Here is a 26,533-nt window from a genome sequence, read left to right on the forward strand (position 1 = left end):
CTTCACCGCGGTGCCTTCTGGGAGGCGGTGATCTCCGCGCCGACCCGGTCCACCAGTTCGGTCACCTCGTCGACGCCGGGGGCTTCGACATTGAGACGCAGCAGCGGCTCGGTGTTGGAGCTGCGCAGGTTGAACCAGCTGCCGTCGGTGAGGTCCACGGTCACCCCGTCGAGGCGGTCGACGTCGCGGACGCGCCCGTCGAGGGCGGCCAGCACCGCGGCCACCGCGGCGTCGGCGTCGGCGACGGTGAAGTTGATCTCGCCGGACGCCGCGTAGCGCTGGTAGTCGGCGGTCAGCTCCGACAGCGGCCGCTGCTGCCCGCCGAGCGCGGCCAGCATGTGCAGGGCGGCCAGCATGCCCGAGTCCGCGCCCCAGAAGTCGCGGAAGTAGTAGTGCGCGGAGTGCTCCCCGCCGAAGACCGCGCCGGTCTCGGCCATCAGCGCCTTGATGTAGGAGTGCCCGACCCGCGAGCGCACCGGGGTGCCGCCGCGTTCGGTGACCAACTCGGGTACGGCGCGCGAGGTGATCAGGTTGTGGATCACCGTGGCGCCCGGTTCCCGGTCCAGCTCGCGGGCGGCCACCAGCGCGGTCACCGCCGACGGCGAGACCGGCTCGCCGCGTTCGTCGATGACGAAGCACCGGTCGGCGTCGCCGTCGAACGCCAGCCCGATGTCGGCGCCGGTCTCGCGGACGTAGGCCTGCAGGTCGCGCAGGTTCGCCGGGTCCAGCGGGTTGGCCTCGTGGTTGGGAAAGGAGCCGTCGAGCTCGAAGTACAGCGGCAGCACGGTGAGCCCGGCGATCGGGTCGAGCACCGCCGGCGCGGTGTGCCCGGCCATCCCGTTGCCCGCGTCGACCGCCACCCGCAGCGGGCGCAGCCCGGTGGTGTCGACCAGCGAGCGCAGGTGGGTGCCGTAGTCGGCCAGCACGTCGGTGTCGGTGATCGAGCCGGCCGGGCCGTGGTGGACGGGCACCCCGGCGATGACGGCGTCGCCGATCTCGCGGAGCCCGGTGTCGGCGCCGACCGGCCGCGCCGCCGCCCGGCACAGCTTGATGCCGTTGTAGGCGGCCGGGTTATGGCTGGCGGTGAACATCGCGCCGGGGCAGTCGAGCGCCCCGGAGGCGAAGTACAACTGGTCGGTGGAGGCCAGCCCGATCCGCACCACGTCCAGGCCCTGCGCGCGCACCCCGCCGGCGAACGCGGCCGCCAGCGACGGCGAGCTGTCGCGCATGTCGTGGCCGATCACGACTTGGCTTGCGCCCTCGGCGCGCATCAACGCCGCGAACGCGGCGCCCACCTCGGCGACGAACGCCTCGTCGAGTTCGCTGCCGACCAGACCGCGCACGTCGTACGCCTTGATCACGCGGTGGACAGCCGCGGCGGGCCGGGACATGGCGGTGCTCCTGACGGTGACGGACTCGACTCGTGTGGCTGTCAGCCTACCGGCCGGCCTCCGCGGTGCGGGCCACCTCACCGCGTGAAATCAGCTGGGGTCGGGCAACACCCGCAGGTGCCCGCGGCGCCGGCCGCCGCCGCGCGGCGGACCACCGGGCTCGTGGGGCTGCGGGCCGGGCGGCGGGACGAATCCGGCCGCCGTGGCGGCGACCCCGGTGCGGCTCTCCCGCACCGCGTCGGCCAGGGCGACCAGGTCGTCGTCTTCGGAGGGCGCGGTCAGCGGCCCGGCGTGGCGGACCAGCTCCCAGCCGCGGGGAGCGGTGATTCGCCCGGCGTGGCTGACGCACAGATCCCAGGAGTGCGGTTCGCGTGCGGTCGCCAGCGGGCCGACCACCGCGGTGGAATCCGAGTAGACGAACGTCAACGTCGCCACCGCGTAGTGCGGGCATCCGGGCCGACAGCAGCGACGAACAACAGTCACGCCGGAAGGCTATCGTGGGCACCCAGCCGCGCCGCGCCGGACACGCGCGGGCGGGGGTGCGGCGATGTGGAACCGTTATCATCGGCCCGATGAGGGATCGGCGTGCCGCCGCCGCCCGGCGCGGCCGCGAAGTGCGGGGCCCGCTGTTGCCGCCGACGGTGCCGGGCTGGCGCAGCCGGGCGGAACGTTTCGACATGGCGGTGCTGGAGGCCTACGAGCCCATCGAGCAGCGGCTCGGCTCGCGGATCGCGGAGTTGGACATCGCGGTCGATGAGATTCCGCGGATCTCCCCGCGCGACCCGGAGAACGTGCAGTGGCCGCCGGAGGTGGTCGCCGATGGACCGATCGCCCTGGCCCGGCTGATTCCCGCGGGGGTGGACGTGCGCGGCAACGCAACCCGCGCGCGGGTCTTGTTGTTCCGCAAGCCGATCGAGCGGCGCGCCAAGGATTCCGAGGATCTCACCGACTTGCTGCACGAGATTCTGGTGGCCCAGGTCGCCACCTATCTGGACGTGGATCCGTCGGTCATCGACCCCACCATCGACGACCGGTGAGCGCCGCGGGTTAGCCGCTGCGGGTTAGACGTTGCCGGCTAGACGATGCCGCGCTTGAGGCGGCGCCGCTCGCGTTCGGAGAGCCCGCCCCAGATCCCGAACCGCTCGTCGTGGGCCAAGGCGTACTCCAGGCATTCGCCGCGCACCGGGCAGCGCTGGCAGATCTTCTTGGCCTCCCGGGTCGACCCGCCCTTCTCCGGGAAGAAGGCTTCCGGGTCGGTCTGGGCGCACAGCGCCTGGTCCTGCCACTCCTCGCGGGTGGCGGTCCCGCCGTCGAACAGGTCCTCATCGAAGCCCCCGGCGAAACCGGCATCGAAGCCTCCCTCGAAGGCTCCGGGGGCCGGTTCGGACACCAGGCTCAGATGCGGTCGTGTCATTCCCCCCGTGGTCGGCAAATCGGTATTAGTGTGCGGTGCTGGTCCCGTGACGCCCGGAAGGTGTTCGATCGACACGCTCCGCCTCCTCACCCTGGTCTCGTTGGTCAATCTCGCGCACTGTGTGTTGATGTCCGGCCACTTCACTTCGAACAGGTGATCGAAACTCGGTCTGCGACACCGATTTCGGCTGGCCAACCGGGAAATGACACTGATGTGATTAGACACGGGATGTCTGCTCCGGTCAAGCTTTCGCGCGCGTTTCCATATCATCTCGTGACCGAACCCGGGCGTGTCCGTGATCGGCGAGTCGGTGTCGTGTTGGCCACATCCGCCCCCGCGCCCGCTTCCGCACCCCGGTGCCGCCCTCGAATGCCGGCCCCGAACGGGCAGTACTGTCGTGCGGTGTGAAGGTCACGGTACTCGTCGGCGGCGTCGGCGGCGCCCGCTTTCTGCTCGGCGTGCAACGGCTGCTCGGACTCGGCCGGTTCGGCGCCGGGGACGGTTCGGCCCATGAGCTGACCGCGGTGGTCAACGTCGGCGACGACGCCTGGATGCACGGCGTGCGCATCTGCCCCGACCTGGACACCTGCATGTACACCCTGGCCGGCGTGGTCGATCCGGAGCGCGGCTGGGGGCACCGCGACGAAACCTGGAACGCCAAGGAGGAGCTGGCCCGCTACGGGGTGCAGCCGGACTGGTTCGCCCTGGGCGACCGCGATCTGGCCACCCACCTGGTGCGCAGCCAGATGCTGCGGGCGGACTACCCGCTCTCCCAGATCACCGCCGCGCTCAGCGACCGCTGGCCGCTGGGGGCGCGGCTGCTGCCGGCCAGCGACGACCGCTGTGAGACCCACGTGGTGATCACCGACCCCGACGACGGCGAACAACGCGCGATCCACTTCCAGGAGTGGTGGGTGCGCCACCGGGCCCGGGTGCCGACCCACAGCTTCGCGTTCGTCGGCGCCGAAGGCGCCACCGCCGCCCCCGGGGTCGCCGAGGCGATCGCCGAGGCCGACGTGGTCCTGCTGGCCCCGTCGAACCCGGTGGTCTCCATCGGGGCGGTGCTGGCCGTGCCCGGGATCCGCGGGGCGTTGCGCTCCACGGCCGCACCGGTGGTCGGCTACTCCCCCATCGTCTCGGGAAAACCGGTGCGCGGCATGGCCGACATCTGCCTGGAGACGATCGGGGTCCCCACCACCGCGGCCGCGGTCGGCGCCCTGTACGGCTCCCGGCGCGGCACCGGGATCCTGGACTACTGGCTGGTCCACGACGGCGAGCAGGCCGAGATCGACGGCGTCACGGTGCGTTCGGCACCCCTGTTGATGACCGATCCCGACGCGACCGCGGCCATGGTCCGCGCCGGCCTCGACCTCGCCGGCGTGGCCCCGTGAGCGCGCCGGCCGAGCACGGCAGCGCCGCCGTGATCGAGTTGCTGCCGGTGCCGGGTCTACCCGAGTTCGCCCCGGGTGACGACCTCGCCGCCGCCCTCGCCGACGCCGCGCCCTGGCTGCGCGACGGCGACGTCGTGGTGGTCACCAGCAAGGTGGTCTCCAAGTGCGAGGGCCGCATGGTGACCGCCCCACGCGATCCCGAAAAGCGAGACGCCCTGCGGCGCAAGCTGATCGACCAGGAGGCGGTCCGGGTGCTGGCCCGCAAGGGGCGCACCCTGATCACCGAGAACCGGATCGGTCTGGTGCAGGCCGCCGCCGGGGTGGACGGCTCCAACGTCGGCGCCGACGAGTTGGCGCTGCTGCCGATCGACCCCGACGGCTCGGCGGCCGCGCTGCGCGCCGGGCTGCATGCGCTGCTCGGCGTCGACGTCGCGGTCGTGATCACCGACACGATGGGCCGGGCCTGGCGCAACGGGCAGATCGACGTCGCGATCGGCGCTGCGGGCCTGGCCGTCCTGCACGGCTATGCCGGCGCGGCCGACCGGCACGGAAACGAACTGCTGGTCACCGAGATCGCGGTGGCCGACGAGATCGCCGCCGCCGCCGACCTGGTCAAGGGCAAGCTGACCGGGATCCCGGTGGCGGTGCTGCGCGGCTTCGGCCCGGCCGACGACGGTTCGACCGCGCAGGCGCTGATCCGCCGCGGCAGCGACGACCTGTTCTGGCTCGGCACCGCCGAGGCGGTGGAGCTGGGCCGCAGCCAGGCCCTGCTGATGCGCCGCTCGGTGCGCCGCTTCGCCGCCACCGCGGTGCCCGATCAGCTGATCACCGCGGCCGTCGCCGACGCCCTCACCGCCCCCGCGCCCCACCACACCCGCCCGGTGCGGTTTCTGTGGCTGCAGACCGCGGCGCTGCGCACCCGGCTGCTCGACGCGATGGCCGACAAGTGGCGCGCCGACCTGGCCGGCGACGGCAAGTCCGCCGAGTCCATCGAACGTCGGGTGGCGCGCGGCCGGATCCTCTACGACGCACCGGAAGTCGTCATCCCGTTCCTGGTTCCCGATGGCGCGCACCACTATCCCGACCAGACGCGAACCGCCGCCGAACACACCATGTTCACGGTGGCCGTCGGCGCCGCCGTGCAGGGGCTGCTGGTCGGATTGGCGGTACGCGGTCTGGGCAGCTGCTGGATCGGGTCGACGATCTTCGCCGCCGAGGTGGTACGCGCCGAACTCGACCTGCCCGAAGACTGGGAACCGTTGGGCGCCATCGCGATCGGCTACCCCGACGACGATTCCGACACGCCGGCGCAGCCGCGCCCGCCCGCCGCCACCGAGAACCTGCTGGTGCGCAAGTGAGCGTGCGGGATTCGGCGATCCGGCTGCTGACCGATTGGGCTGCACCCGATCCCGGCCAGGATGCGCTACGCCATGCCGTGCTCACCTTCCTGCACGCCCGCGACGATGCGTGTCTGCGCGAATGCGTGCCCGGCCATATCACCGCCTCCACCCTGGTGCTCGACGACACCGGCGGGCAGGTGCTGCTGACCTTGCATCCGCGGCTGGGCCGCTGGGTGCAACTCGGCGGGCACTGCGAGCCTGAGGACCGCGACATCTTCGCCGCCGCACTGCGCGAGGCCACCGAGGAATCCGGCATCGACGATCTGGCGCTCGATGCGGGCTTGGCCGCCATCCATGTCCACCCGGTGACCTGTTCACTGGGAGTCCCGACCCGTCATCTGGACCTGCAATTCGTCGCCCGCGCTCCGGCCGGCGCGACGATCGGGATCAGCGCGGAGTCGCTGGATCTGCGGTGGTGGCCGGCGACCGGGCTGCCCGACGGCACCGACGCCGCATTGGCCTATCTGGTGGCCACCGCGACCCACCGCGGCAGCTGACCGGGCCCGCCGCGGCGACCGCGAAATACGACCGCTACGCGGTTTTTCTACGCGCTTTGGCCGATGTTTCGGGTCATCCGGCCCGGCAGAGTCGGCATCAGGCGACGCGTGGGCGATCGCCGCCCGGACGCGAAGGAGAACCATCATGAAGCTGGCCGGAATCGCCGTCGCGGCGCTGGTGGGTACCGGAACGCTGTTGGGTGCCGGCGCGATGAGCGGCGCCGCAGCGGCGCACGCCGACAAGATGTGCGGCAGCTACGAGCAGCCCGTGCAGATGCCGGACTGGTATCAATGCGACGCGCTCCCGGGGGTGGCGGTGCCGATGGACTCCGGCATGCACGGCTGCTCCTTCATTCCGTTTCCGCCCTTCCCGATCGCGAAGGGCCAACCGTGCCCGTGGGGAGCGGTCGACACCGGGAGATGGCCCTAAGGGCTCACACGTCCGAGGAGTAGCGGATCCCGCCGTCGGGGATCGTCACCCCGGGCCAGACCCGGGCGCCGCGCAGCAGCTCGCAGCGGGCGCCGATGTCGGCGCCGTCGCCGATCACCCCGTCGCGGATCAGCGCGCGCGGCCCGATCCGGGCGCCGAACCCGATGATGGACCGCTCGATCACCGCGCCGGCCTCGATGCGGGCGCCGTCGAAGATCACCGCCCCGTCGAGGCGCACCCCGGGGCCGATCTCGGCGCCGCGGCCGACCGCGGTGCCGCCGATCAGGGCGGCACCCGGGGCGACCGCGGCCCCGTCGTGCACGAGTTTCTCCCCGCGCTGGCCGGCCAGCGCCGGTGAGGGCGCCAGCCCGCGCACCAGATCCGCCGAGCCGCGGACGAAGTCCTCCGGGGTGCCCATGTCGCGCCAGTAGGTGGTGTCGACGTGGCCGCAGACCTCGACCTGCCCGTCGGCCAGCAGGGCGGGGAAGACCTCCCGCTCCACCGAGACCTCCCGCCCGCGCGGGATCCGGTCGATGATGTCGCGGGAGAACACGTAGCAGCCGGCGTTGATCTGGTCGGTCGGCGGGTCCTCGGTCTTCTCCAGGAACGCGGTCACCCGGCCGTGCTCGTCGGTGGGCACGCAGCCGAACGCGCGCGGATCGCCCACCCGGACCAGGTGCAGGGTCACGTCGGCGTTCTTGTCCTGGTGCGCCGCGAGCAGCTCGGCCGGGTCGGCGCCGGAGAGCACGTCGCCGTTGAACACCATCGCGGTGTCGTGGCGCAGCTTCGAGGCCACGTTGGCGATGGCCCCGCCGGTGCCCAGCGGCACATCCTCGGTGACGTAGTCGATCTGCAGGCCCAGCTTGGAGCCGTCGCCGAACTCGGTCTCGAACACGTCGGGCTTGTAGGACGTGCCCAAGATCACGTGCTCGATGCCCGATTGGGCGATCCGCGACAGCAGGTGGGTTAGGAACGGCAGCCCGGCGGTCGGCAGCATCGGCTTGGGCGCCGACAGGGTCAGCGGCCGCAGCCGGGTGCCCTTGCCGCCGACCAGCACCACCGCGTCAACACCGGCGCCGCCCGGGCTCAACTGTGCTGTCATTGCCGCCCTTTCGCTGTTCTGCGTCGTGAACTGCGCACCACCGCGCGGGCGCGAGCCGCCAGCGCACCCCGCATCGTCCAGCGCAGCGGTGCCCGCCACCAGCCGGGGTGGCGGTCCGCGAGGAATAGATAAGTGCTGCGATGGTGGGCGGCGAGGTTGCGGGCCGGGTCACGCCCGGTGGAATGGCCCTTGTCGTGCAACACCTCCGAGGACGGCACGTAGACGTTCTGCCAGCCGGCCCGCCCGAACCGATCACCGAGGTCGACGTCCTCCATGTACATGAAGTAGCGCTCGTCGAAACCGCCGACCGCGTCGAAAGCGGTGCGCCGCACCAGCAGACAGGCGCCGGAGAGCCAGCCCACCGGCCGTTCGCTGGGTTCGAGGCGTTCCTGGCGGTAGGCCAGTGACCACGGGTTGCGCGGCCACACCGGCCCGACCACCGCGTGCATCCCGCCGCGGATCAGGCTCGGCAGGTGGCGGGCCGAGGGGTACACCGACCCGTCGGGGTCGCGGATGAGCGGTCCGAGGGTGGCCGCCCGCGGCCATCGCTGCGCCGCCGTCAGCAGCGCGTCGATGCTGCCCGGGCCCCACTGGACGTCGGGGTTGGCCACCACCACGAACTCCGCGGCGGGGTCCACCTGCGCCATCGCCCGGTTGATCGCGGTGCCGTAGCCCAGGTTGCCGCCGGTGTCGAACAGGGTGACGCCCTCGTGATCGCGTACCGCCGCCTGCGGCGCCCCGTCGGTGGAGCCGTTGTCGGCCATCACCACCGCCACCGGGCGGTCGGTGGCCAGCGACAGCGACGCCAGGAACCGGTCCAGGTGCGACCCCGGCGAATAGGTCACCGTCACCACCGGCAGCACGTCAGTCACGGCGTCGAGGATAGAGGGCGCTCCGCCAGCGCCGCGGCCAGCGCCTCCCGCCAGCCGCGCAGCGGGGCCACCCCGGCCGCCGCCAGCGCCGAATACCCGGGCCGGCGGGCCGGGCGCGGCCGGTGGCTGCTGGGCACCGGGCGCACCCGCTGCGGATCGGCGCCGACCTCGGCGAACACCGCGCGGGCCTGCTCGAATCGGCTCACCGCGCCCCGGTTGGCGGCGTGCCGGATCGCCTCGCCGGCGCCGGGGTCCTCGTCGGCGACCGCCAGCAGCGCGGCGACCAGGTCGGCGACGTAGGTCGGCGAGCCGATCTGGTCGTCGACCATCTCCACCGGCTCCGACCCGGCCGCCAGCCGGCGCATCGCGGCCACGAAGTCGTTGCCGGCGCCGCCGGTGTAGACCCAGGCGGTGCGCACGATGCGCGCCTGCGGCAGCGCGGCCAGCACCGCCTGCTCACCGGCCAGCTTGGTCTGCCCGTAGACGTTGAGCGGGCCGGTCGGATCCGGCGGCCGGTACGGGCGCGGCGGGCCGGCGAACTCGCCGCTGAACACGTAATCGGTGGAGATGTGGATCAGCCTCGCGCCGGCCCGCGCGCACGCCGCCGCCAGGTGGCCGGGACCGGTGGTGTTGACCGCCGCGGCCCGCGCCCGGTCGGTTTCGGCGCCGTCGACGTCGGTGTAGGCGGCGCAGTTGATCACCACGTCACCGCGGTGCAGCCGGCCGGTGGCGGCCGCCGGGTCGGTGATGTCCCAGTCGGCGGAGGTGAACGCCGCCACCGGGCGGGCCCGTCGGGCCGCCTCGGCGGCCAGCGCCGTGCCGACTTGTCCGCCGGCCCCGGTGATCACCAGCCTGTCGGATCGGGACACCGTCGCGCCGCCTCCTCCTGCCCGTTTCCTGGTTCGCCGGTCGTCGCCGGAGGTCACAAGTGTGGCACGCCGTCCGTCGCTACCGGGTTTGCGGGCGTGGTCGCAGTAGCCTGAATCGATGCCCAAGGAGCGTCTGGCCCGCGTCATCGCCACGGTCGCCGCCGTCGCGGTCGTGCTCGGCACCGGGGTGGCGTGGACCACGATCCGGTCGTTCGAGGGCGGCATCTTCCACATGTCCAGCCCGCTGCTGGGCCAGGGCGGCGACGACGGCGCCATCGACATCCTGCTGGTGGGCAGCGACAGCCGCACCGACGCGCACGGCAACCCGCTGACCGCCCAGGAGTTGGCGATGCTGCGCGCCGGCGACGAGGAGGCGACCAACACCGACACCATCATCTTGGTCCGTATCCCCAACAACGGGAAGTCGGCGACGGCGATCTCGATTCCGCGGGATTCCTACGTCGCCGCACCGGGACTGGGCAAGACCAAGATCAACGGCGTCTACGGCGAGGTCAAGCTCAGTGAGCGGGAACGCCTGGTCGACGCCGGCTACACCGACCCGGAGGTGGAGCAGCGCGCCGTCGAAGCGGGCCGCGAGGCGCTGATCCAGACCGTGACCGACTTGACCGGGGTGACGGTCGACCATTACGCCGAGATCGGCCTGCTGGGGTTCGCGCTGATCACCGACGCCCTCGGTGGGGTCGAGGTCTGTTTGAAAGAGCCGGTCTACGAACCGCTTTCGGGTGCGGACTTCGCTGCCGGGTGGCAACGGCTCAGCGGCGCGGAGGCGTTGAGCTTCGTGCGGCAGCGCCACGACCTGCCCCGCGGCGACTTGGATCGGGTGGTGCGGCAGCAGGCCGTGATGGCCGAACTGGCCCACAAGGTGATCTCCGGGAAGACGCTGTCCAGCCCGGCCACCATGAACCAGCTGCAGCACGCCATCCAGCGGTCGGTGGTGATCTCCTCCGGTTGGGACATCATGGATTTCGCCACCCAACTGCAGCAGCTCTCGGCGGGCAACGTCGCGTTCGCCACCATCCCGGTGATCCGCGAGAACGGCTGGAGCGACGACGGCATGCACAGTGTGGTGCAGGTGGACCCGCACGAGGTGGCCGAGTGGGTGCGCGGCCTGCTGCACGACCAGGACGAGGGCAAGACCGCCGAGCTGGCCTACTCGCCCGCCGACACCACCGTCAGCGTGTTCAACGACACCGACATCAACGGCCTGGCCGCCGCGGTCTCCGATGTGCTCGCGGCCCAGGGCTTCAACACCGCCACGGTGGCCAACAACGAGGGCGCGCCGGTGCCGACCAGCCAGGTGCAGGCCGCCGACAGCGGCGATCTGGGGGTGCAGGCGGTCGCCGAGGCACTCGGCGGGCTGCAGGTCGTTCCGGACAGCTCGCTGCCGCCGCGCACCGTGCGGGTGCTGCTGGCCGCCGATTACACCGGGCCCGGCTCCGACGGCGGCTACATCGCCACCGACGCCGGCGGTTACTCGACGGCCGGCTACCAGCAGGACGAGGCCGTCCCGCCGCCCTCCCCGATCCTCACCGCGGGATCGGCCGATCCCAAGTGCGTCAACTAGCCTTTGGGCCGTGACGACGGTCAGCGGAGCGATTCTGGATCCCATGCTGCGCGCCGACCCGGTCGGCCCGCGCATCACCTACTACGACGACGCCACCGGGGAACGGATCGAGCTGTCGGCCGCCACCCTGGCGAACTGGGCGGCCAAGTCCGGCAACCTGTTGCGCGACGAGCTCGGTGCCGGCCCGGGTGACCGGGTGGCGGTGCTGCTGCCCGCGCACTGGCAGACCGCCGCGGTGCTGTTCGGGGTGTGGTGGATCGGCGCCGAGGTGGTGCTCGACGGCGGCGCGGCCGAGATCGCCCTGTGCACCCGGGACCGTCTCGAGCAGGCCGACGCCGCCGCCGGCGACGGCGAGGTGGCGGTGCTGTCGCTGGACCCGTTCGGCCGGCCGGTGGCCGACCTGCCGATCGGGGTGACCGACTACGCCACCGCGGTACGGGTGCACGGCGACCAGATCGCGGCCGAACCCGCCCCCGGGCCCGCGTTGGCGGGCCGGTCGGTGCCCGAACTGTTGACGGCCGTGGCGCACTCCGCGGCGGCCCAGAACCTGACCGCTGCCGACCGGTTGCTGTGCACCGGCGGCTGGGCGGATCCCGAGCAGGTGGTGGACCGGCTGCTGGCGGTGCTCTCGGTGGGCGGGTCGCTGGTGCAGGTCGCGCACCCGGACCCGCAGGCGATGGCGCGGCGGCAGCAGACCGAGAAGACCACCCGCACCGATATATGTTGATATAGCAATGTTTCAATGCTAGGGTCGGGCGATACCGATTCGGCGCTACGCGAGAGGGAAATCGATGGCGGTTTACGGCCTGTTGGGGAAGGCGGCGACCACCGTGGTCACCGGTGTGGTCGGCGTCACTGCCTACGAGGCGCTGAAGAAAGCGCTGGCCAAGGCGCCCATCCACGAGACCGCGGTGACCGCCACCGAGTGGGGTCTGCGCGGCACCAGGCGCGCCGAGGAGGCCGCCGAGTCCGCCCGGCTGAAGGTCGCCGACGTGGTGGCCGAGGCCCGCGAACGCCTCGGCGAGGAGGCGCCCGCCCCCGCCGTCGAGGTGCACGACCACGACCACGAGCACTGATCCGGTGGGCACCGACACCGCCCCGGTCCTGCGTTCGGACGCGGCCGGGCGGCTGCGGGTGCAGGTCGGCTGGCTGCGCGCCGACCCGCGCCGCGCGGTCGCCGTGGAGGAGGCGGTCGACAAGCTGGCCGGGGTGCGCACCGTGCACGCCTACCCGCGAACCGGGTCGGTGGTGGTCTGGTACTCCCCGGCCCGCACCGACCGGGCCGCCCTGCTCGCCGCCATCGCCGAGGCCGAACACGTTGCCGCCGAACTGATCCCGGCGCGGCAGCCGCGCTCGGCCGACGTGCGCAACACCGACCTGCTGCGGATGGCGGTCGGCGGCGCGGCGCTGGCCCTGCTGGGGATCCGCCGCTACGTCTTCGCCCGCCCGCCGCTGCTGGGCCCGTCCGGGAGGCTGGCCGCCACCGGCGTGACCATCTTCACCGGCTATCCGTTCCTGCGCGGTGCGCTGCGATCGCTGCGCTCCGGGCGGGCCGGCACCGACGCGCTGGTGTCGGCGGCCACCGTCGCCAGCCTGGTGCTGCGCGAGAACGTCGTGGCCCTCACCGTGCTGTGGCTGCTCAACATCGGCGAATACCTGCAAGACCTCACGCTGCGCCGCACCCGCCGGGCGATCTCCGAACTGCTGCGCGGCCAGCAGGACACCGCCTGGCTGCGGCTGGCCGACGGCACCGAGGTGCAGGTGCCGATCGACACCGTGCAGGTCGGCGACGAGGTCGTCATCCACGAGCAGGTCGCGATCCCGGTCGACGGTGACATCGTCGACGGCGAGGCGGTCGTCGACCAGTCGGCGATCACCGGCGAGACGCTGCCGGTCAGCGTCACCGCCGGCGCGCGGGTGCACGCCGGATCGGTGGTGATGCGCGGGCGGCTGGTGGTGCGCGCCCGCGCCGTGGGCAGCCAGACCGTCATCGGCCGGATCATCACCCGCGTCGAGGAGGCCCAGAACGACCGGGCCCCGATCCAGACCATCGGCGAGAACTTCTCCCGCCGTTTCGTTCCGGCCTCGTTCATCCTCTCCGCGGCCACCCTGCTGGTCACCGGCGACATCCGCCGCGCCATGACCATGCTGCTGGTGGCCTGCCCGTGCGCGGTCGGGCTGGCCACCCCCACCGCGATCAGCGCGGCGATCGGCAACGGCGCCCGCCGCGGCATCCTGATCAAGGGCGGCTCGCACCTCGAACAGGCCGGCCGGGTGGACGCGATCGTGTTCGACAAGACCGGCACCCTGACCGTGGGCCGCCCGGTCGTGACCAACATCGTTGCCCTGCACCCGGACTGGGAACCCGAACAGGTGCTGGCCTACGCGGCGAGCTCGGAGATCCACTCCCGGCACCCGTTGGCCGAGGCGGTGATCCGCTCCACCGAGGAGCGGCACATCACCATCCCCGCGCACGAGGAATGCGAGGTGCTCGTCGGGCTGGGCATGCGCACCTGGGCCGACGGCCGCATCCTGCTGCTGGGCAGCCCGTCGCTGCTGGCCAGCGAGAACGTCACCGTGCCCGCCGAGGCCACCCGCTGGATCGAGAAGCTGCGCAGGCAGGCCGAGACGCCGCTGCTGCTGGCCGTCGACGGGGTGTTCGTCGGGCTGATCAGCCTGCGCGACGAAGTCCGGCCGGAGGCCACCGAGGTGCTCACCAAACTGCGCGCCCAGGGCATCCGCCGGATCGTGATGCTCACCGGTGACCACCCGCAGACCGCCGCCGCGGTCGCCGCCGAACTCGGCATCGACGAATGGCGCGCCGAGGTGCTGCCCGAGGACAAGCTCGAGGTGGTCCGAGCCCTGCAGGACGACGGCTTCGTGGTCGGCATGGTCGGCGACGGCATCAACGACGCACCCGCGCTGGCCGCCGCCGACATCGGCATCGCGATGGGCCTGGCCGGCACCGACGTGGCCGTCGAAACCGCCGACGTGGCCCTGGCCAACGACGACCTGCGCCGGCTGCTCGACGTCCGCGACCTCGGCGCCCGCGCGGTGGACGTGATCCGGCAGAACTACGGCATGTCGATCGCGGTCAACGCCGCCGGGCTGCTCATCGGCGCCGGTGGCGCGCTCTCCCCGGTGCTGGCCGCCATCCTGCATAACGCCTCCTCGGTGGCGGTGGTGGCCAACAGCTCCCGGCTGATCCGCTACCGGCTGCCGGCGGGCACCGGATCGGCCAATACCCCACCCGCACTGCCCGCGGCAGGATAAGAAGGAAGGCGACCCCGCGGGGGCCGCCGCGCCTCCGCCCCGCCACCGCGAGGAGGCCGCGTGATCGCCGTCGACGCCGCACCCGGCGCCGCCCCCCGCCGCCACGCCGCCCCGGTGCCGCGGGCATGAGGATCACCGGCCGCGTCGCCGTCGTCACCGGCGGCGGCGGCGGAATCGGCGCCGCGATCGGGACCGCCCTGGCCGACGGTGGCGCGAAGGTGGTGCTGGCCGACATCGACGAGGCCGCCGCCCGCCGCGCCGCCACCGCGATCACCGCCGCCCACCCGCAGGCCGCGATCGCCGTCGGCGCGGACGTGACCGACAGCGCGGCGATCGCCGGGCTGATCGCGACCGCGCAGCAGACCTTCGGGCCGGTCGACCTCTACTTCGCCAACGCCGGCACCATGGGCGCGCCCGGGCTGGCCGCCGACGCCGACTGGGACCGCGCGCTGGCGGTCAACCTGCGCGCCCACATCCGCGCGGCCGAACAACTCCTGCCGCACTGGCTGGAACGCGGCGAGGGCTACTTCGTCGCGACCGCATCGGCGGCCGGGCTGCTGACCCAGATCGGCGGCGCCGCCTACGCCGTCAGCAAGCACGCGGCGGTCGGGTTCGCCGAATGGCTGGCGGTCACCTACGGCGACCGCGGCGTGCGGGTCAGCTGCCTGTGCCCGATGGGGGTGGAGACCCCGCTGCTCTACGCCGGGCAGCACTCCGGGGACCCGCTCGGCGCGGCCGCCACCCGGGCGGTCACCACCGCGGGCGCGGTGCTCTCCCCCGACCGGGTGGCCCGCGACGTGCTGGCGGCGATCGAGGAGGAGCGGTTCTTGATACTGCCGCACCCGCAGGTGCGGGAGATGTTCGCGCAGAAGGGCTCCGACTACGACCGCTGGCTGCGCGGGATGCGCCGCTACCAGGCGATGCTGTTAGGAGACGCCGATGACACTGTTTGACCTCTCCGACCGGGCCCGGGACCTGCAGGACCGGCTGGGCGAATTCATGGCCGCCCACGTCTACCCGGCCGAGCCGGTCTACGCCCAGCAGATGGCCGCGGCCGCCGACCCACACGCCCAGCCGCCGATCGTCGAGGAACTCAAAGCCGAGGCACGGAAACGCGGGCTGTGGAACCTGTTTCACCCGCACCCACAGACCGGTGCCGGGCTGACCAACCTGGAGTACGCGCCGCTGGCCGAGATCATGGGCCGCAGCCCGCTGGCCTCCGAGGCCTGCAACTGCAGCGCCCCGGACACCGGCAACATGGAGGTGCTCGAGTTGTTCGGCACCGACGAGCACCGCACCAGATACCTGGAACCGTTGCTGGCCGGCACCATCCGCTCGGCGTTCGCGATGACCGAGCCGGCGGTGGCCAGCTCCGACGCCACCAACATCGAGCTGTCGATGGTCCGCGACGGCGACGACTACCTACTCAACGGCCGGAAGTGGTTCACCTCCAACGCGTTACATCCGCATTGCGCCGTGCTGATCGTGATGGGCAAGACCGACCCGACCGCGCCGATCCACCGCCAGCAGACCATGATGGTGGTGCCGATCGACGCGCCCGGGCTCACCATCCTGCGCGGGGTGACGGTCTTCGGCTACCAGGACCGCGGCGGGCACGCCGAGATCGACTTCGCCGACGTGCGGGTGCCGGCGAGCGACGTGCTCAAAGGCGAGGGCGAGGGCTTCGCGATCGCGCAGGCCCGACTCGGCCCGGGCCGCATCCACCACTGCATGCGGGCGATCGGCATGGCCGAGCGCGCCCTGGAACTGCTGTGCCGGCGCGCCCAGTCGCGGGTAACCTTCGGAAAGCCGTTGGCCGACAACGCCAACATCGGCGACTGGATCGCCGAGGCACGCATCGAGATCGAGATGACCCGGCTGCTCACCCTCAAGGCCGCCTACCTGATGGACACCGTCGGCAACAAGGGCGCGCAGACCGAGATCGCCGCCATCAAGGTCGCCGCCCCGGCCATGGCGCTGACGATCGTCGACCGGGCCATCCAGGTGCACGGCGCCGCCGGGGTGACCGAGGACTTCCCGCTGGCGATGGCCTACGCCTACCTGCGCACGCTGCGGCTGGCCGACGGCCCCGACGAGGTGCACAAGCGCGCGATCGCGCGCAACGAACTGCGCGCCTACCGCCACCTCCGACCGCAGAAAGGCTGAGCATGGGCCGGCTGGACGGCAAGACCGCGATCATCACCGGAGCCTCCCGCGGCATCGGGCTGGCCGCCGCGCAGGCGCTGGCCGAGGCCGGCGCCAACGTCGTGGTGACCTCCCGCACCCAGGAGGCCGCCGACGCGGCCGCCGCCCGGATCGGCGATGCCGCGGTGGGGGTGGGCGCCCACGCCGTCGACGAGGCGGCGGCCCGCCGCTGCATCGACGACACCCTGGCCCGGTTCGGCAGCCTCGACATCCTGGTCAACAACGCCGGCACCAACCCGGCCCACGGCCCGCTGATCGAGCAGGACCACGCCCGGTTCGCCAAGATCTTCGACGTCAACCTGTGGGCGCCGCTGCTGTGGACCGGCCTGGCCGCCACGGCGTGGATGGGCGAGCACGGCGGCGCGGTGATCAACACCGCCTCCATCGGCGGGCTGACCCACGGCGCCGGGCTGGGCCTGTACAACACCACCAAGGCGGCGCTGATCTACCTGACCCGCCAGCTCGCGCTGGAGCTGTCCCCGACGATCCGGGTCAACGCCGTCGCCCCCGGCGTGGTGCGCACCCGGATGGCCGAACTGCTGTGGAAGGACCACGAACCGCTGGTGGCGGCCAGCACCCCGCTGAACCGCATCGGTGAGCCCGACGACGTCGCCGCCGCCATCGCCTATCTGGCGTCGGCGTCGTGGGTCACCGGCGAGACCCTGGTGATCGACGGCGGGCAGCGCCTCGGCGACGCCCAGCGGTTCCGGTCCTGAGCCGCCGGCGGCCCGTTCAGCAGCCGCAGTCCTCGCCGCGCCAGGCCCGCACGCCCTGCCACACCGCGACCCCGGCCACCCCGAGCCCGATGATCGGGTCCAGCCACCAGCCGCCGGCCCACTCGGCGGTGACCGCCAGGGTCAGCAGCACCGCGGCGGCCTGCACACCGCACAGGTAGTTCTGGATGCCCTCGCCCTTGGTGGCCGCCGACCCCAGCCGGGTGCCCAGCTTGTGCTGGACCCGGCCGATGGCGGGCATCTGCACCAGCGCCACCACCGTGATGATGATCCCGAGGGTGGTGGCGTCGGTCTGGCGCTCCTCGAACAGGTGGCGCACCGATTCCGCGGCGATGTAGGGCGCCAGCAGCCAGAACGAGACCGCCACCCCGATCTGGGCGCGCCGCTCGGCGGTCGACGACAGGGTGCGTGACCCGGTGAACCGCCACAGCACCATCACGCTGGCCAGGCCCTCGGGCACCGCGCCCAGCGCCCAGCCGGTCAGCGCGATCGACTGCGACTCCAGGCCCTGCCACAGCCCGACGGTGCCCTCGACGGCCACGAACGCCAGCGTCACCCAGGCCAGGCGCCGCGCCCAGGCGGCCGCCCGGTGCCATCCCGCGTCGGGCGCGGTACGGGCCGGCGCGTGGTCGGCCCCGGCGCAGGCCGTCGCTGTCTTCACGGTGGCGATGGTAGTCGCCGCTGCGCTGTGATCGCGCTCGCGCTCGCCGCGCGGCACCGCGCCCGACCCCGTCCGGGCCCGCGACCGGGGCGGCGAATGCAACAATGTCGCCCGTATGCGACCCGCCGAATCGGATCAGACCGCCTTGCCGACCCGGGGTGGCGCGCCCCGAGAAGGAGCCGACCGACCTATGTCCCGCAGCTTCCGGACAGCCGCCGCGGTGACCGGCTGCCTGGCGGTCCTGGCCACCGCCTGCGGCACCCCCGCCGACGAGCACACCAGCACCGGCAGCAGCGGCACCACCACCGCGACCACCACCGCGACCAAGGCGACCGCCGGGGACTGCATCACCGATTTCGACGCCAACACCGACTACTTCCCCACCAAGTCCACGATCGTCGACGCCACCAACTTCACGCTGCGCTACCACAAGAGCTACCAGGTGCTCACCGTCAACCAGCCCTACCCCGGCGGCGCCCCGCAGTCCTATGTGCTGGTGCACTGCGGCGCACCGGACCCCGAACTCACCGGGGAACTGGCCGACGCGCCGCGCATCGAGGTCCCGGTCGCCAGCGTCTACTCCGGCTCCACCTCCCAGCTGGGCATGTTCGCCGAGCTGGAAAAAACCGGGGTGGTCACCGGGGTGGCCGGCGCCGACAACGTCGTCAACGACAAGATCCGCGGCCGCATCAACGACGGGGAGGTGCTGGACTTCGCCCCCGGCGGCCAGATCAACACCGAGCTGGTGGCCACCGAGCGACCCGACGTGCTGCTCACCGACGGGCTGGACAACCCCGGCTACGCCAAGATCGCCGACGCCGGGACCGCGGTGGTCGCCGACGCCGAATGGCTGGAGCAGACCCCGCTGGGCCGCGCCGAGTGGGTCAAGGTGATCGCCGCGCTCACCGGCGCGGAGGACAACGCCGCGGAGGTCTACAGCCGGATCCGCAACGACTACGAGGTGCTCGTCGACAAGGTCGCCGACGCCCCGCCGACCCAGGCGCTGCCCGGGACCATGGACCAGGGCACCTGGTCGATGCCGACCGGGCGCGAATACACCGGCCGGCTGATCGTCGACGCCGGCGGCGACTACCCGTGGGCCGCCGACCCCGGCACCAACCTGAAGCTGAGCTTCGAGGCGGTCTACGCCGAGGCCGGCCGCGCGCCGGTGTGGCTGGTCAACACCGACTGGGAGACGCTGGCCGACGCCCTGGCCGCCGACCCTCGCTACGGCGAGCTGGCCGCGCTGCGCGACGGCGGGGTGTGGTCGGCGGACAAGGCGATCGGGCCGGCCGGCGGCAACGACTACTGGGAGCGCGGGGTGGCCCGCCCGGATCTGGTGCTGGCCGACCTGATCGCGATCCTGCACCCCGACCTGCAACCGGAGCACCAGTTCGAGTTCTACCGGCAGGTACCGCGCGGGTGACCGTCCTGGCCCCGCGGGCCGTCCCGGTCCCCCCGCCGGGGACGGCGCCGCGCCGCTCGGTGCGCGGGCGCACGCTGGCGGTGCTGGTGGCGCTGGCCGGCGCGGTCGTGGTGCTGACCCTGCTGGGCATCGCGCTCGGGCCGGTGCGGGTGCCGCTGGACGACACGGTGCGCATCCTGCTCGGCGCGGCCCCCTCGGATCCGCGCTGGGAGGTGGTGGTGACCACGATGCGGCTGCCGCGGGTGCTCACCGCGATCGCCGCCGGGGCCGCGCTGGCGGTGGCCGGGCTGCAGATGCAGACCCTGTTCCGCAACATCCTGGCCGACCCGTATGTGCTCGGGGTGAGCTCCGGGGCGAGCCTGGGGGTGGCGTTGACCGTGGTCGGCTCCGGGTCGGCGGCCGCCGGGTTCACCGCCGGATTCGGCGGCGGGGGGCGAACCGGGATGGTGCTGGCCGCCGCGGTGGGCGCCGGGGCGGTGCTCGCGCTGGTGCTGGGGTTGGCGCGCTGGGTGCGCTCGGCGGCCACCTTGCTGCTGATCGGGGTGATGGTCGGGGCGGCGAGCACCGCGATCGTCAGTGTGCTGCTCATCTACGCCGACCCGCGCCGGGTCCAGCAGTTCCTGGTCTGGAGCCTGGGCAGTTTCGCCGGCACCTCCTGGGCGGACCTGCGGCTGCTGTTGCCGCTGACCGCGGCCGGGGTGGCGGTGGCCGCGCTGACGGTGCGCCCGCTCAACGCGCTGCTGCTCGGCGAGGGCTACGCCCGCACGATGGGTGTGCGGGTGCAGGGGGCGCGGGTGGTCACCTGCGTGTCGGCGGCGCTGCTGGCCGGGGCCGTGACCGCGTTCTGCGGCCCGGTCGCGTTTCTCGGGCTGGTCGTGCCGCATCTGTGCCGGATCGCGCTGGGCACCTCCGATCACCGGGTGCTGATCCCGGCCGCGGTGCTGATGGGCGCGGCGGTCGCGCTGGCCTGCGGGGTGGTCAGCCAGTCGCCGGGCAGCGGGGCGGTGCTGCCGGTCAACGCGGTCACCGCCATCGTGGGCGCGCCGATCGTCATCGTGGTGTTGTTGCGCAGCCGCCGCGGCCTGGGGATCGAGCGATGAGCGTCGAACTGGTCGACCTCGCCGTCGGCTACCGCAGCCGCCGCCGGTCCACCGTGGTGGCCGCAGGGCTGACCGCCCGGGCCCGCCGCGGTGAGTTGACCGTGCTGCTGGGGCCCAACGGCTGCGGCAAGTCCACCCTGATCCGCACGCTGTGCGGGCTGCAGCCCGCCCTGGCCGGGCGGGTCCGGCTCGACGGCACCGACCTGACCGCGCTGGCCGGCGACGAACGGGCCCGCCGGGTGGGGGTGGTGCTCACCGAGCGGGTCGATCCCGGGCTGCTGTCGGCGCGCGAGCTGGCCGGGCTGGGCCGCATCCCGCACCTGGGTTTGAGCGGGCGGCTGCGCCCGAGCGACCACGCCGTCGTCGACTGGGCGCTGGCCGCGGTGGGGGCGGCGCACCTGGCCGACCGGCCGGCCGCCCAGCTCTCCGACGGGGAGCGGCAGCGGGTGCTGACCGCCCGGGCCCTGGCCCAGCAGCCGGGCCTGCTGGTGCTCGACGAGCCGACCGCGTTTCTGGACGTGTCGTCGCGGGCCGGTCTGATCGAGTTGCTGCGGGACCTGGCCCGCCAACAGCAGCTCACCGTGGTGATGTCCACCCACGACCTGGAGTTGGCGCTGCAGGTGGCCGACCGGGTGTGGCTGATGACCCCGGCCGGGCAGCTGCTCGACGCCGTGCCCGAGGAGCTCATGCTCGCCGGGCACATCGGCGCGGTCTTCGACGGCGACACGCTGCGCTTCGACCCGGGCAGCGGGATCTTCGTGCTGCGCGACACCGCCGCCACCCCCCGCCCGGCCCGCATCGAGGCGGCCGAGCCGCTGCGCACCGCGATCAGCCGGGTGCTGGCCCGGGAGGGCTGGCAGGTCGACGACGCCGGCGGCCCGGCCGAGATCGTCGTCGCCGCCGACCCGGCGGCCGCGCTGACCGTGCGCACCGGCCCGGACACCGCGCTACCCACCGACCTGGGCGGGTTGGCCACCCTGCTGCGCACATTGGCGCCCACGGCCCACCGCTGCGTGCCCACCGCGACCGCCGCGGCCGCACTCGCCGAGATCGGCGCGGCCAGCCCCTATTTCACCATCGGCGCCGGCGCCACCGACGAGCCGGGCTGGCAGCCGCTGGCCGCGCTCTACCGCGACCCGGCCGAACTCGGTGCCGCCGTCGCCGAGGTGGCCGACCGGATCGGGGCCACCGAGCCGCGGGTGGCGGCCTCCACCTTCCACCTGTCGGTGGCGGCCCGGGTGTGGTCGGTGTGGCTCGGCATGCTCATCGGCCACGGCCTGCACCTGGACCTGTCGCCCACCGCGCTGCACTACCACTCGGTCGACGGGCAGCTTCGGCTCCACCTGCCGCGCGTGCACGCCTGGCAGGTCGAAGCGGCACAGCCGGCGCTGGCCGCGACCGTGTTCGACGGGCATCTCGACCCGTTCGCCGCGGCGCTGCGCCGGGCGGTGCCGATCTCGGCGAACCTGTTGCGCGGCAACGTCGCATCGGCGCTGATGGGGGCTGCGCGGGTGTTCGACCGGCATCGCGGCGCCGGCGCCACCGGGCCGGCGTGGCGTCTGGCGGCCGCGGTGTGCGACGAAAACCTCGCCGGCGCGGTAGTTTTCACCGCGGACGCCACCGCCTACCGGCGGACCAGTTGCTGTCTGTACTACCGCACGTCCGACGCCGGGCTGTGCGGCGACTGCGCCCTGGACCGCCGGCCCGAGCCCAGAAAGGTGACCCGATGACCGACCCCTCCCCCGCCGTCGACGCGCCGGCGATCGTCACCGACGAGACCGGCGGCCGCGAGCAGCGCTGGGCGCTGCCCACCGACGAGCAGAACCTGCTGAACCTGTTGCACCTGTGCTTCGAGGAGTACTGGGACGACATCTGGTTCGGCATCATCATGGAGGGCGCGGCCTGGGAGGTGGCCGCCCCCAACGCGCCCCGCCGGATCTCGATGTACGACGGCTACGCCACGGTCGACTTCGGCCGCTGGCATTTCCACCTGTGCATCGGCGAGCACACCGAGAGCGGCCCGGAACGCGGCCGCATCCGCCGCTGCTCGCGCGCCGAGATGTACCGCCGCCTCGACGACGCCGACGCCCCGCGCTCCTGGGGGGTGCGGTTGTTCAACGGCCGTGACGAGCAGATGATGACGATCCTGCTGCCCAACCCGTTCCTCACCAACGACCAGCAGTTGCGCGAGCACCCCGACTGGCGGCAACTGGAGTTGTGGGACCGGCTGCGGCAGGTGTTTCTGGGCCTGCCCGCCGATGATCGGGACCGGGCCAGCTTGGGCTATCACCGCAGCGCGACGTAAGAAGGGCGCGCGCACCGACGACGGCTGGAATCTGGCCGCCGGGGTAGGGGCCACCGCCGCCATGGTGGCCGCGGGCCGGGCCCGCGCCACCCGCGCCGGGCTGGTCGGCTGAGCGCGGCGGGCGCTGGCGTTCAACCGGTGGCGCGCAACGCCCGGTAGGCGGCCGGGCCGACGATGGCGGCGAGCGCCTCGGGACTCCAGTCCCCGTCGAGCATCATCCGCACCGCGGACTCGCAGATCGCCAGGAACACCTCGACCAGCGGCGGCAGGGTCCGGTCGACGTCGGCGACCCCGCGCCGCTCCAGCAGCGGGCGCAGCGCCACCGCGAACCGGTCGGCGATCTGGGCACGGCCCCGCCGCACCGCCTCGGCCAGCACCGGGTCGGGGTCGGCGACGAACATGATCCGCCAGGACTCCGGGCGTTCGGCCACCGTCTGCAGCAGGGTGCGGAAGCCGTCGATGAACAGCTGCTCGATCGACCCGGTGCGCTGCGGGGGCAGCATCGCGAACAGCCGCTGCAGCAGCAGCTCGGTTTCGCGGTCCAGCAACGCGGCCAACACCTCGCCGCGGCCGCCGTAGCAGGCGTAGACCACCGGGCGGGTGACCTGCAGCCGCTCGGCGATGGCGGCCATCGTCACCGCCGCCACCCCGTCGTGCGCCGCGATCGCCAGGGCGGCGTCGAGCACCTGCGGGCGGCGCCGCTGCGGCCCGAGGTGCTCGGCGCGGGCGCGTCCGGTGGCGGCGGCGGACATGGGCGGTCAGACCAGGCAGACGTCGGCGATGAGCAGCACCGGCCAGGCCACGACCTCCCCGAGCGCCGAGAACACCTTGTCCGCGCCGGTGAGCGCACCCAGATGGTCGGCGTGGGTGAGCGCCCAGATCAGCCCGACGGTGAGATACGGGACCAAGACCACCACGGCCGCGACAATACCGAGGTAGAGCAGTTGGCGGATGCTGAGCCGACGGTCGAGGAACGCGTTGATCGGGTCGAGCACGGCCACCCCCTTCAGCCGACCGGGCCGAGCACGGGCTCGGATTCGCGGATGCCCTCGTCGCTGGGGGCGGCACCGGCGCCGAACACCCGCTCGTGCTGCTTGCGGCGCAGCTGCCGGTGGGCCTCGGCGGGCGGGGCGAAACCGTAGCGGGCCTGCGCCTCGCGCGGGGTGGTGGCCACCGGGCTGGCCGGCGGGACCGCGCGCAGCACCCGCGCCCCGATCGGCAGCGTCGTCGGCGACAGCAGCCGCAGCAGGATCAGTTGCAGGCGGGTGCTCATGCTGATGACGGTGAACGCCGCGCTCAGCGGCGGGACCACCAGGGCGTCGAGCAGCGGTGAGGTGGGCAGCCCGGCCATGCTCCGCATCCAGCGCGGCATGGTCGCCAGGGTGCCGCGGCGCAGGACCGCGGTGATCACCCGGGTGAACGGGCGCAACGCCAGCGGCATCGGCGGCAGCATCACCTCGGCGCGCAGCAGGTGGTTCATCGCCCGCTTGGCGATGTCGGAGCCGATCAGCTGCGGTTTCATCGCCGCGAAGTAGGCGCGCACCCCGGCCCGGTCGCGGGGGACGTCGGCGGGGTCGCAGGTCTGCAGTTCGGCGGCGCGGGCGCACTCCGCCCAGTACCGGCGCTCCTCGTCCGCGGTGAGTTTGCCCGGGCCGTACTTCTCGTAGGCCACCAGGATCGAGTGCCAGGCGGTCAGGTGGATCCACAGCTGGGAGGCCGGGTCGTTGGCGTCGTAGGCCGCGCCGGTGACCGGGTCGGTGCCGATCGCCTTGGAGTGGATCTTGACCAGCACGTCGGCGATCTCGGCGGTCGAGCGGGCGTCGCCGAACGCCACCATCGCGAAGTAGCGCAGGGTGCGGTCGTAGCGGGCGCGCGGCCGCTCATAGATCTGGCTCGTGGTGTCCACCGAGGCGACCAGCGCCGGGTCGAGTTCCTCGATGACCACCGCGCGCTGGAACCCCACCGACAGCGAGGTCGGGTAGCTCCACACCTTCCAGGTGACCGAATCGGGGCCGAAGAACCCGTAGTCCTCGGCGGGTTCGGCCGGCGGCAGCGCCAGCCATTCGCGAAGTGTGCTCACTGCCGATGTCCCTTTCCATTTTCCTACACTGTGTAGGATTCTGCGTCGTGAACCCACCCCCGTCAAGACCCGACCGCCGGGCGTACTGAGAAACTCGGGGCCATGAAGTGGATCTTCGCCGCGATCGGCGTGGCGCTGGTGGCGGTCGCCGCCCTGCAGCCGTGGTTTCACGCCCGCACCCTCGACGGCACGGCGGTGATGTCGGCGTGGGGGCACTGGAGCCGCGACGGGGCGATCGACGCCCGGCTGGCCCCGATCCCGGTGGGGCTGCTCATCTGCGCCCCGGCGGTGTGGATGCTGGTCGCGGCGCTCCGCGACCGCTACGGGCAGGCGTTTTTGGGTGCGGTGCTCAGCGCGGTGGGATCGATGCTGGCGATCGCGCTGCGCCAGCGGGTGGCCGCCAGCGCGCCCGGCGGCGACGCCGTCTTCGTCAGCCTGGGCTGGGCGCCGACGATCGTGCTGATCCTGGCGCTGGCCGCCGCCGTCGTCGGCTGGTATCTGTTCGCGCGCACCGAGTTACGCGACCCGCCGCGGGAATGACGCCGCTCAGCGCTCGATCTCGACGTCGGTGATGTCGCGGCCGCCCAGCCACAGTCCGAGCGCTTCGGCGGTGCCGCGCACCCGGGTGCCGCGCCCGCGGGGCCGGCCGATGCCGTTGGTCGGTTCCACCCGGTAGCGCAGCAGGGTGGGCTGCAGTTTCTGCACGGTCAGGCTGATGCCCTCGGCGAAGACGGCGGCTTCCTCCACCGGCGGGATTTCCCGGCTGCGCCCCAGCCCGCGCAGCACGTCCTGGTGGTGCATCGCGACGTCGCCCATCAGCAGCCCGGCTAGCGCCCGGTCGATGCGGGTGGGCAGGTCGGCCCAGGCCCGGCCGGCCGCGGTCAGCTCGGCCCGGCTGCGCCGGTGCGCGGCGGCGGCGGCCTCCTCGTTGATCTTGTGCAGCCGCCACGGCGCCCGCAGGTACGGGCCGACCTCGGCGGTGCCCAGCAGATGCCCCAGCACGTCGCGGGGCGCCCAGCCCGCACACAGGGTGGGGCCGGTGTCGAATTCGGCGTCGCTGAGCGACTCGAGGGTGTCGAGGAACGCGTGGCGGGCGGCGCGGGCCGCGGCCCGCTTGTCCTGAGCGGCCATGGCTCCACCGTAGTGCCCCACCGTGAAGCAGGGTTCACGTTCGAGCGCGAAAGTGAACCTGCGTTCACGCTCGGCGGGTGGGGCGGGGCGCCGCGGCTCAGCGCAGCAGCGCCCGGCTCATCACCACCCGCTGGATCTGGTTGGTGCCCTCATAGATCTGGGTGATCTTGGCGTCGCGCATCATCCGCTCGACCGGGAAGTCGATGGTGTAGCCGGCCCCGCCGAACAGCTGCACCGCGTCGGTGGTGATCTCCATCGCCACATCCGAGGCGAAGCACTTGCTGGCCGCGGAGATGAACCCCAGATCCGGCTCGCCGCGCTCGGCGCGCGCCGCGGCCCGGTAGACCATCAGCCGGGCGGCCTCCAGTTTCATCGCCATGTCGGCGATCATGAACTGCACACCCTGGTTGTCGGCGACCGGACGGCCGAACTGCTTGCGGTCCTTGGTGTATTCGATCGCCGCGTCCAGCGCGCCCTGCGCGATCCCGACCGCCTGCGCGCCGATCGTCGGGCGGGTGTGATCCAGGGTGCGCAGCGCGGTCTTGAACCCGGTGCCCGGCTCCCCGATCATCCGGTCGCCGGGGATGCGGCAGTCCTCGAAGTACAACTCGGTGGTCGGCGAGCCCTTGATGCCCAGCTTCTTCTCCTTGGGCCCCACCGTGAAACC

At 73.0% G+C, this 26,533-nt stretch carries 29 protein-coding genes; 17 read left to right on the top strand and 12 right to left on the bottom strand.

Annotated elements, in window-relative coordinates:
- Positions 1-2: 2 nt before the first annotated feature.
- Positions 3-1,391: a phosphomannomutase/phosphoglucomutase gene (locus tag A5643_RS07580; RefSeq protein WP_066853571.1), complete on the bottom strand. Its 1,389-nt coding sequence runs from the start codon at positions 1,389-1,391 to the stop codon at positions 3-5.
- Positions 1,392-1,481: 90 nt separating this feature from the next.
- On the bottom strand, positions 1,482-1,874 hold the full coding sequence (locus A5643_RS07585) for a DUF3499 domain-containing protein (protein ID WP_082948800.1): 393 nt from the start codon (positions 1,872-1,874) through the stop codon (positions 1,482-1,484).
- A 131-nt stretch (positions 1,875-2,005) separates the two neighbouring features.
- Here A5643_RS07585 and A5643_RS07590 point away from each other — a divergent pair, with 131 nt between their 5' ends.
- The gene (locus A5643_RS07590) at positions 2,006-2,428 is read left to right on the top strand and encodes a metallopeptidase family protein (RefSeq protein ID WP_066853574.1); all 423 of its coding nucleotides are present in this window, start codon (positions 2,006-2,008) and stop codon (positions 2,426-2,428) included.
- 38 nt (positions 2,429-2,466) lie between these two features.
- Here the strand turns inward: A5643_RS07590 and A5643_RS07595 are convergent, their stop codons facing one another.
- The gene (locus tag A5643_RS07595) at positions 2,467-2,805 is read right to left on the bottom strand and encodes a WhiB family transcriptional regulator (RefSeq protein WP_156628624.1); all 339 of its coding nucleotides are present in this window, start codon (positions 2,803-2,805) and stop codon (positions 2,467-2,469) included.
- A 404-nt stretch (positions 2,806-3,209) separates the two neighbouring features.
- Between A5643_RS07595 and cofD the strand changes: the two genes are divergently transcribed.
- From cofD to A5643_RS07615, 4 genes are all read left to right on the top strand, one after another.
- Positions 3,210-4,196: a 2-phospho-L-lactate transferase gene (cofD, locus tag A5643_RS07600; protein ID WP_066853578.1), complete on the top strand. Its 987-nt coding sequence runs from the start codon at positions 3,210-3,212 to the stop codon at positions 4,194-4,196.
- The gene (locus A5643_RS07605; RefSeq protein WP_066853580.1) at positions 4,193-5,554 is read left to right on the top strand and encodes a coenzyme F420-0:L-glutamate ligase; all 1,362 of its coding nucleotides are present in this window, start codon (positions 4,193-4,195) and stop codon (positions 5,552-5,554) included. The genes cofD and A5643_RS07605 overlap by 4 nt, the downstream gene beginning before the upstream one ends.
- A complete protein-coding gene (locus tag A5643_RS07610) occupies positions 5,551-6,093 on the top strand; it encodes an NUDIX hydrolase (protein WP_066853582.1) in 543 nt (180 codons plus the stop codon). The genes A5643_RS07605 and A5643_RS07610 overlap by 4 nt, the downstream gene beginning before the upstream one ends.
- A 145-nt stretch (positions 6,094-6,238) precedes the next feature.
- Positions 6,239-6,523, top strand: coding sequence for a hypothetical protein (locus A5643_RS07615; RefSeq protein WP_066853584.1), 285 nt, complete (start codon positions 6,239-6,241; stop codon positions 6,521-6,523).
- Between the two features lie 4 nt (positions 6,524-6,527).
- Here A5643_RS07615 and manB read toward each other — a convergent pair whose 3' ends face one another.
- From manB to rfbD, 3 genes are read right to left on the bottom strand one after another with little or no spacing between them, the layout of a single operon-like run.
- Positions 6,528-7,625, bottom strand: a complete 1,098-nt coding sequence (manB, locus tag A5643_RS07620) for a mannose-1-phosphate guanylyltransferase (protein WP_066853586.1) — start codon at positions 7,623-7,625, stop codon at positions 6,528-6,530.
- Positions 7,622-8,479 carry a glycosyltransferase family 2 protein gene (locus A5643_RS07625; RefSeq protein ID WP_197497676.1) on the bottom strand — a complete coding sequence of 286 codons (858 nt, stop codon included), beginning with the start codon at positions 8,477-8,479 and terminating at the stop codon, positions 7,622-7,624. Before A5643_RS07625 ends, manB begins: the two co-directional genes overlap by 4 nt.
- Before the next feature lie 14 nt (positions 8,480-8,493).
- Entirely contained in the window at positions 8,494-9,366 is an 873-nt protein-coding gene (gene rfbD, locus A5643_RS07630; protein WP_231995489.1) for a dTDP-4-dehydrorhamnose reductase, read from the bottom strand.
- A 118-nt stretch (positions 9,367-9,484) separates the two neighbouring features.
- Between rfbD and A5643_RS07635 the strand changes: the two genes are divergently transcribed.
- The 7 genes from A5643_RS07635 (at position 9,485) to A5643_RS07665 (ending at position 17,145) form a co-directional block, all read left to right on the top strand.
- Entirely contained in the window at positions 9,485-10,951 is a 1,467-nt protein-coding gene (locus A5643_RS07635) for an LCP family protein (protein WP_066853592.1), read from the top strand.
- 43 nt (positions 10,952-10,994) lie between these two features.
- Positions 10,995-11,678: a TIGR03089 family protein gene (locus tag A5643_RS07640; protein WP_066853594.1), complete on the top strand. Its 684-nt coding sequence runs from the start codon at positions 10,995-10,997 to the stop codon at positions 11,676-11,678.
- Between the two features lie 64 nt (positions 11,679-11,742).
- Positions 11,743-12,027, top strand: coding sequence for a DUF1490 family protein (locus A5643_RS07645; protein ID WP_066853596.1), 285 nt, complete (start codon positions 11,743-11,745; stop codon positions 12,025-12,027).
- A gap of 28 nt (positions 12,028-12,055) precedes the next feature.
- Positions 12,056-14,224, top strand: coding sequence for a manganese-exporting P-type ATPase CtpC (ctpC, locus tag A5643_RS07650; protein WP_502686223.1), 2,169 nt, complete (start codon positions 12,056-12,058; stop codon positions 14,222-14,224).
- 125 nt (positions 14,225-14,349) lie between these two features.
- Positions 14,350-15,177, top strand: a complete 828-nt coding sequence (locus A5643_RS07655; protein WP_066853600.1) for an SDR family oxidoreductase — start codon at positions 14,350-14,352, stop codon at positions 15,175-15,177.
- Complete coding sequence (locus A5643_RS07660) at positions 15,164-16,390, top strand: acyl-CoA dehydrogenase family protein (protein WP_066853602.1); 1,227 nt, start codon at positions 15,164-15,166, stop codon at positions 16,388-16,390. Before A5643_RS07655 ends, A5643_RS07660 begins: the two co-directional genes overlap by 14 nt.
- Before the next feature lie 2 nt (positions 16,391-16,392).
- Positions 16,393-17,145 carry an SDR family oxidoreductase gene (locus A5643_RS07665; RefSeq protein ID WP_066853603.1) on the top strand — a complete coding sequence of 251 codons (753 nt, stop codon included), beginning with the start codon at positions 16,393-16,395 and terminating at the stop codon, positions 17,143-17,145.
- A gap of 16 nt (positions 17,146-17,161) precedes the next feature.
- Here the strand turns inward: A5643_RS07665 and A5643_RS07670 are convergent, their stop codons facing one another.
- On the bottom strand, positions 17,162-17,824 hold the full coding sequence (locus A5643_RS07670; protein ID WP_066853617.1) for a cation efflux transmembrane domain-containing protein: 663 nt from the start codon (positions 17,822-17,824) through the stop codon (positions 17,162-17,164).
- Between the two features lie 190 nt (positions 17,825-18,014).
- On the opposite strand from A5643_RS07670, the gene A5643_RS18415 reads away from it, so the two are divergent.
- Genes A5643_RS18415 through A5643_RS07690 form a run of 4 tightly spaced genes read left to right on the top strand, consistent with a single transcriptional unit; the run spans position 18,015 to position 22,655 of the window.
- Positions 18,015-19,250: an ABC transporter substrate-binding protein gene (locus A5643_RS18415; protein WP_082948802.1), complete on the top strand. Its 1,236-nt coding sequence runs from the start codon at positions 18,015-18,017 to the stop codon at positions 19,248-19,250.
- 59 nt (positions 19,251-19,309) lie between these two features.
- Complete coding sequence (locus tag A5643_RS18420; protein ID WP_066853622.1) at positions 19,310-20,350, top strand: FecCD family ABC transporter permease; 1,041 nt, start codon at positions 19,310-19,312, stop codon at positions 20,348-20,350.
- Positions 20,347-22,080 (top strand): ATP-binding cassette domain-containing protein, encoded by a 1,734-nt coding sequence (locus A5643_RS07685; protein WP_066853605.1) that lies wholly within the window; start codon positions 20,347-20,349, stop codon positions 22,078-22,080. The genes A5643_RS18420 and A5643_RS07685 overlap by 4 nt, the downstream gene beginning before the upstream one ends.
- Positions 22,077-22,655, top strand: coding sequence for a DUF7676 family protein (locus A5643_RS07690; protein WP_066853607.1), 579 nt, complete (start codon positions 22,077-22,079; stop codon positions 22,653-22,655). Before A5643_RS07685 ends, A5643_RS07690 begins: the two co-directional genes overlap by 4 nt.
- Positions 22,656-22,786: 131 nt before the next feature.
- Here the strand turns inward: A5643_RS07690 and A5643_RS07695 are convergent, their stop codons facing one another.
- From A5643_RS07695 to A5643_RS07705, 3 genes are read right to left on the bottom strand one after another with little or no spacing between them, the layout of a single operon-like run.
- The gene (locus tag A5643_RS07695) at positions 22,787-23,407 is read right to left on the bottom strand and encodes a TetR/AcrR family transcriptional regulator (protein WP_066853609.1); all 621 of its coding nucleotides are present in this window, start codon (positions 23,405-23,407) and stop codon (positions 22,787-22,789) included.
- A 6-nt stretch (positions 23,408-23,413) separates the two neighbouring features.
- Entirely contained in the window at positions 23,414-23,650 is a 237-nt protein-coding gene (locus tag A5643_RS07700) for a hypothetical protein (protein WP_066853624.1), read from the bottom strand.
- Between the two features lie 11 nt (positions 23,651-23,661).
- The gene (locus A5643_RS07705; protein WP_066853611.1) at positions 23,662-24,735 is read right to left on the bottom strand and encodes an oxygenase MpaB family protein; all 1,074 of its coding nucleotides are present in this window, start codon (positions 24,733-24,735) and stop codon (positions 23,662-23,664) included.
- Positions 24,736-24,837: 102 nt separating this feature from the next.
- Between A5643_RS07705 and A5643_RS07710 the strand changes: the two genes are divergently transcribed.
- Entirely contained in the window at positions 24,838-25,275 is a 438-nt protein-coding gene (locus tag A5643_RS07710; RefSeq protein WP_066853613.1) for a hypothetical protein, read from the top strand.
- A gap of 6 nt (positions 25,276-25,281) precedes the next feature.
- Here the strand turns inward: A5643_RS07710 and A5643_RS07715 are convergent, their stop codons facing one another.
- Both A5643_RS07715 and A5643_RS07720 read right to left on the bottom strand, forming a co-directional pair.
- Positions 25,282-25,866, bottom strand: a complete 585-nt coding sequence (locus A5643_RS07715) for a maleylpyruvate isomerase family mycothiol-dependent enzyme (RefSeq protein WP_066853615.1) — start codon at positions 25,864-25,866, stop codon at positions 25,282-25,284.
- A 97-nt stretch (positions 25,867-25,963) separates the two neighbouring features.
- On the bottom strand, positions 25,964-26,533 hold a 570-nt coding region (locus A5643_RS07720), incomplete at its 5' end, for an acyl-CoA dehydrogenase family protein (protein ID WP_286143646.1).

The sequence above is a fragment of the Mycobacterium sp. 1274756.6 genome (assembly GCF_001668625.1).
Taxonomy (GTDB): domain Bacteria; phylum Actinomycetota; class Actinomycetes; order Mycobacteriales; family Mycobacteriaceae; genus Mycobacterium.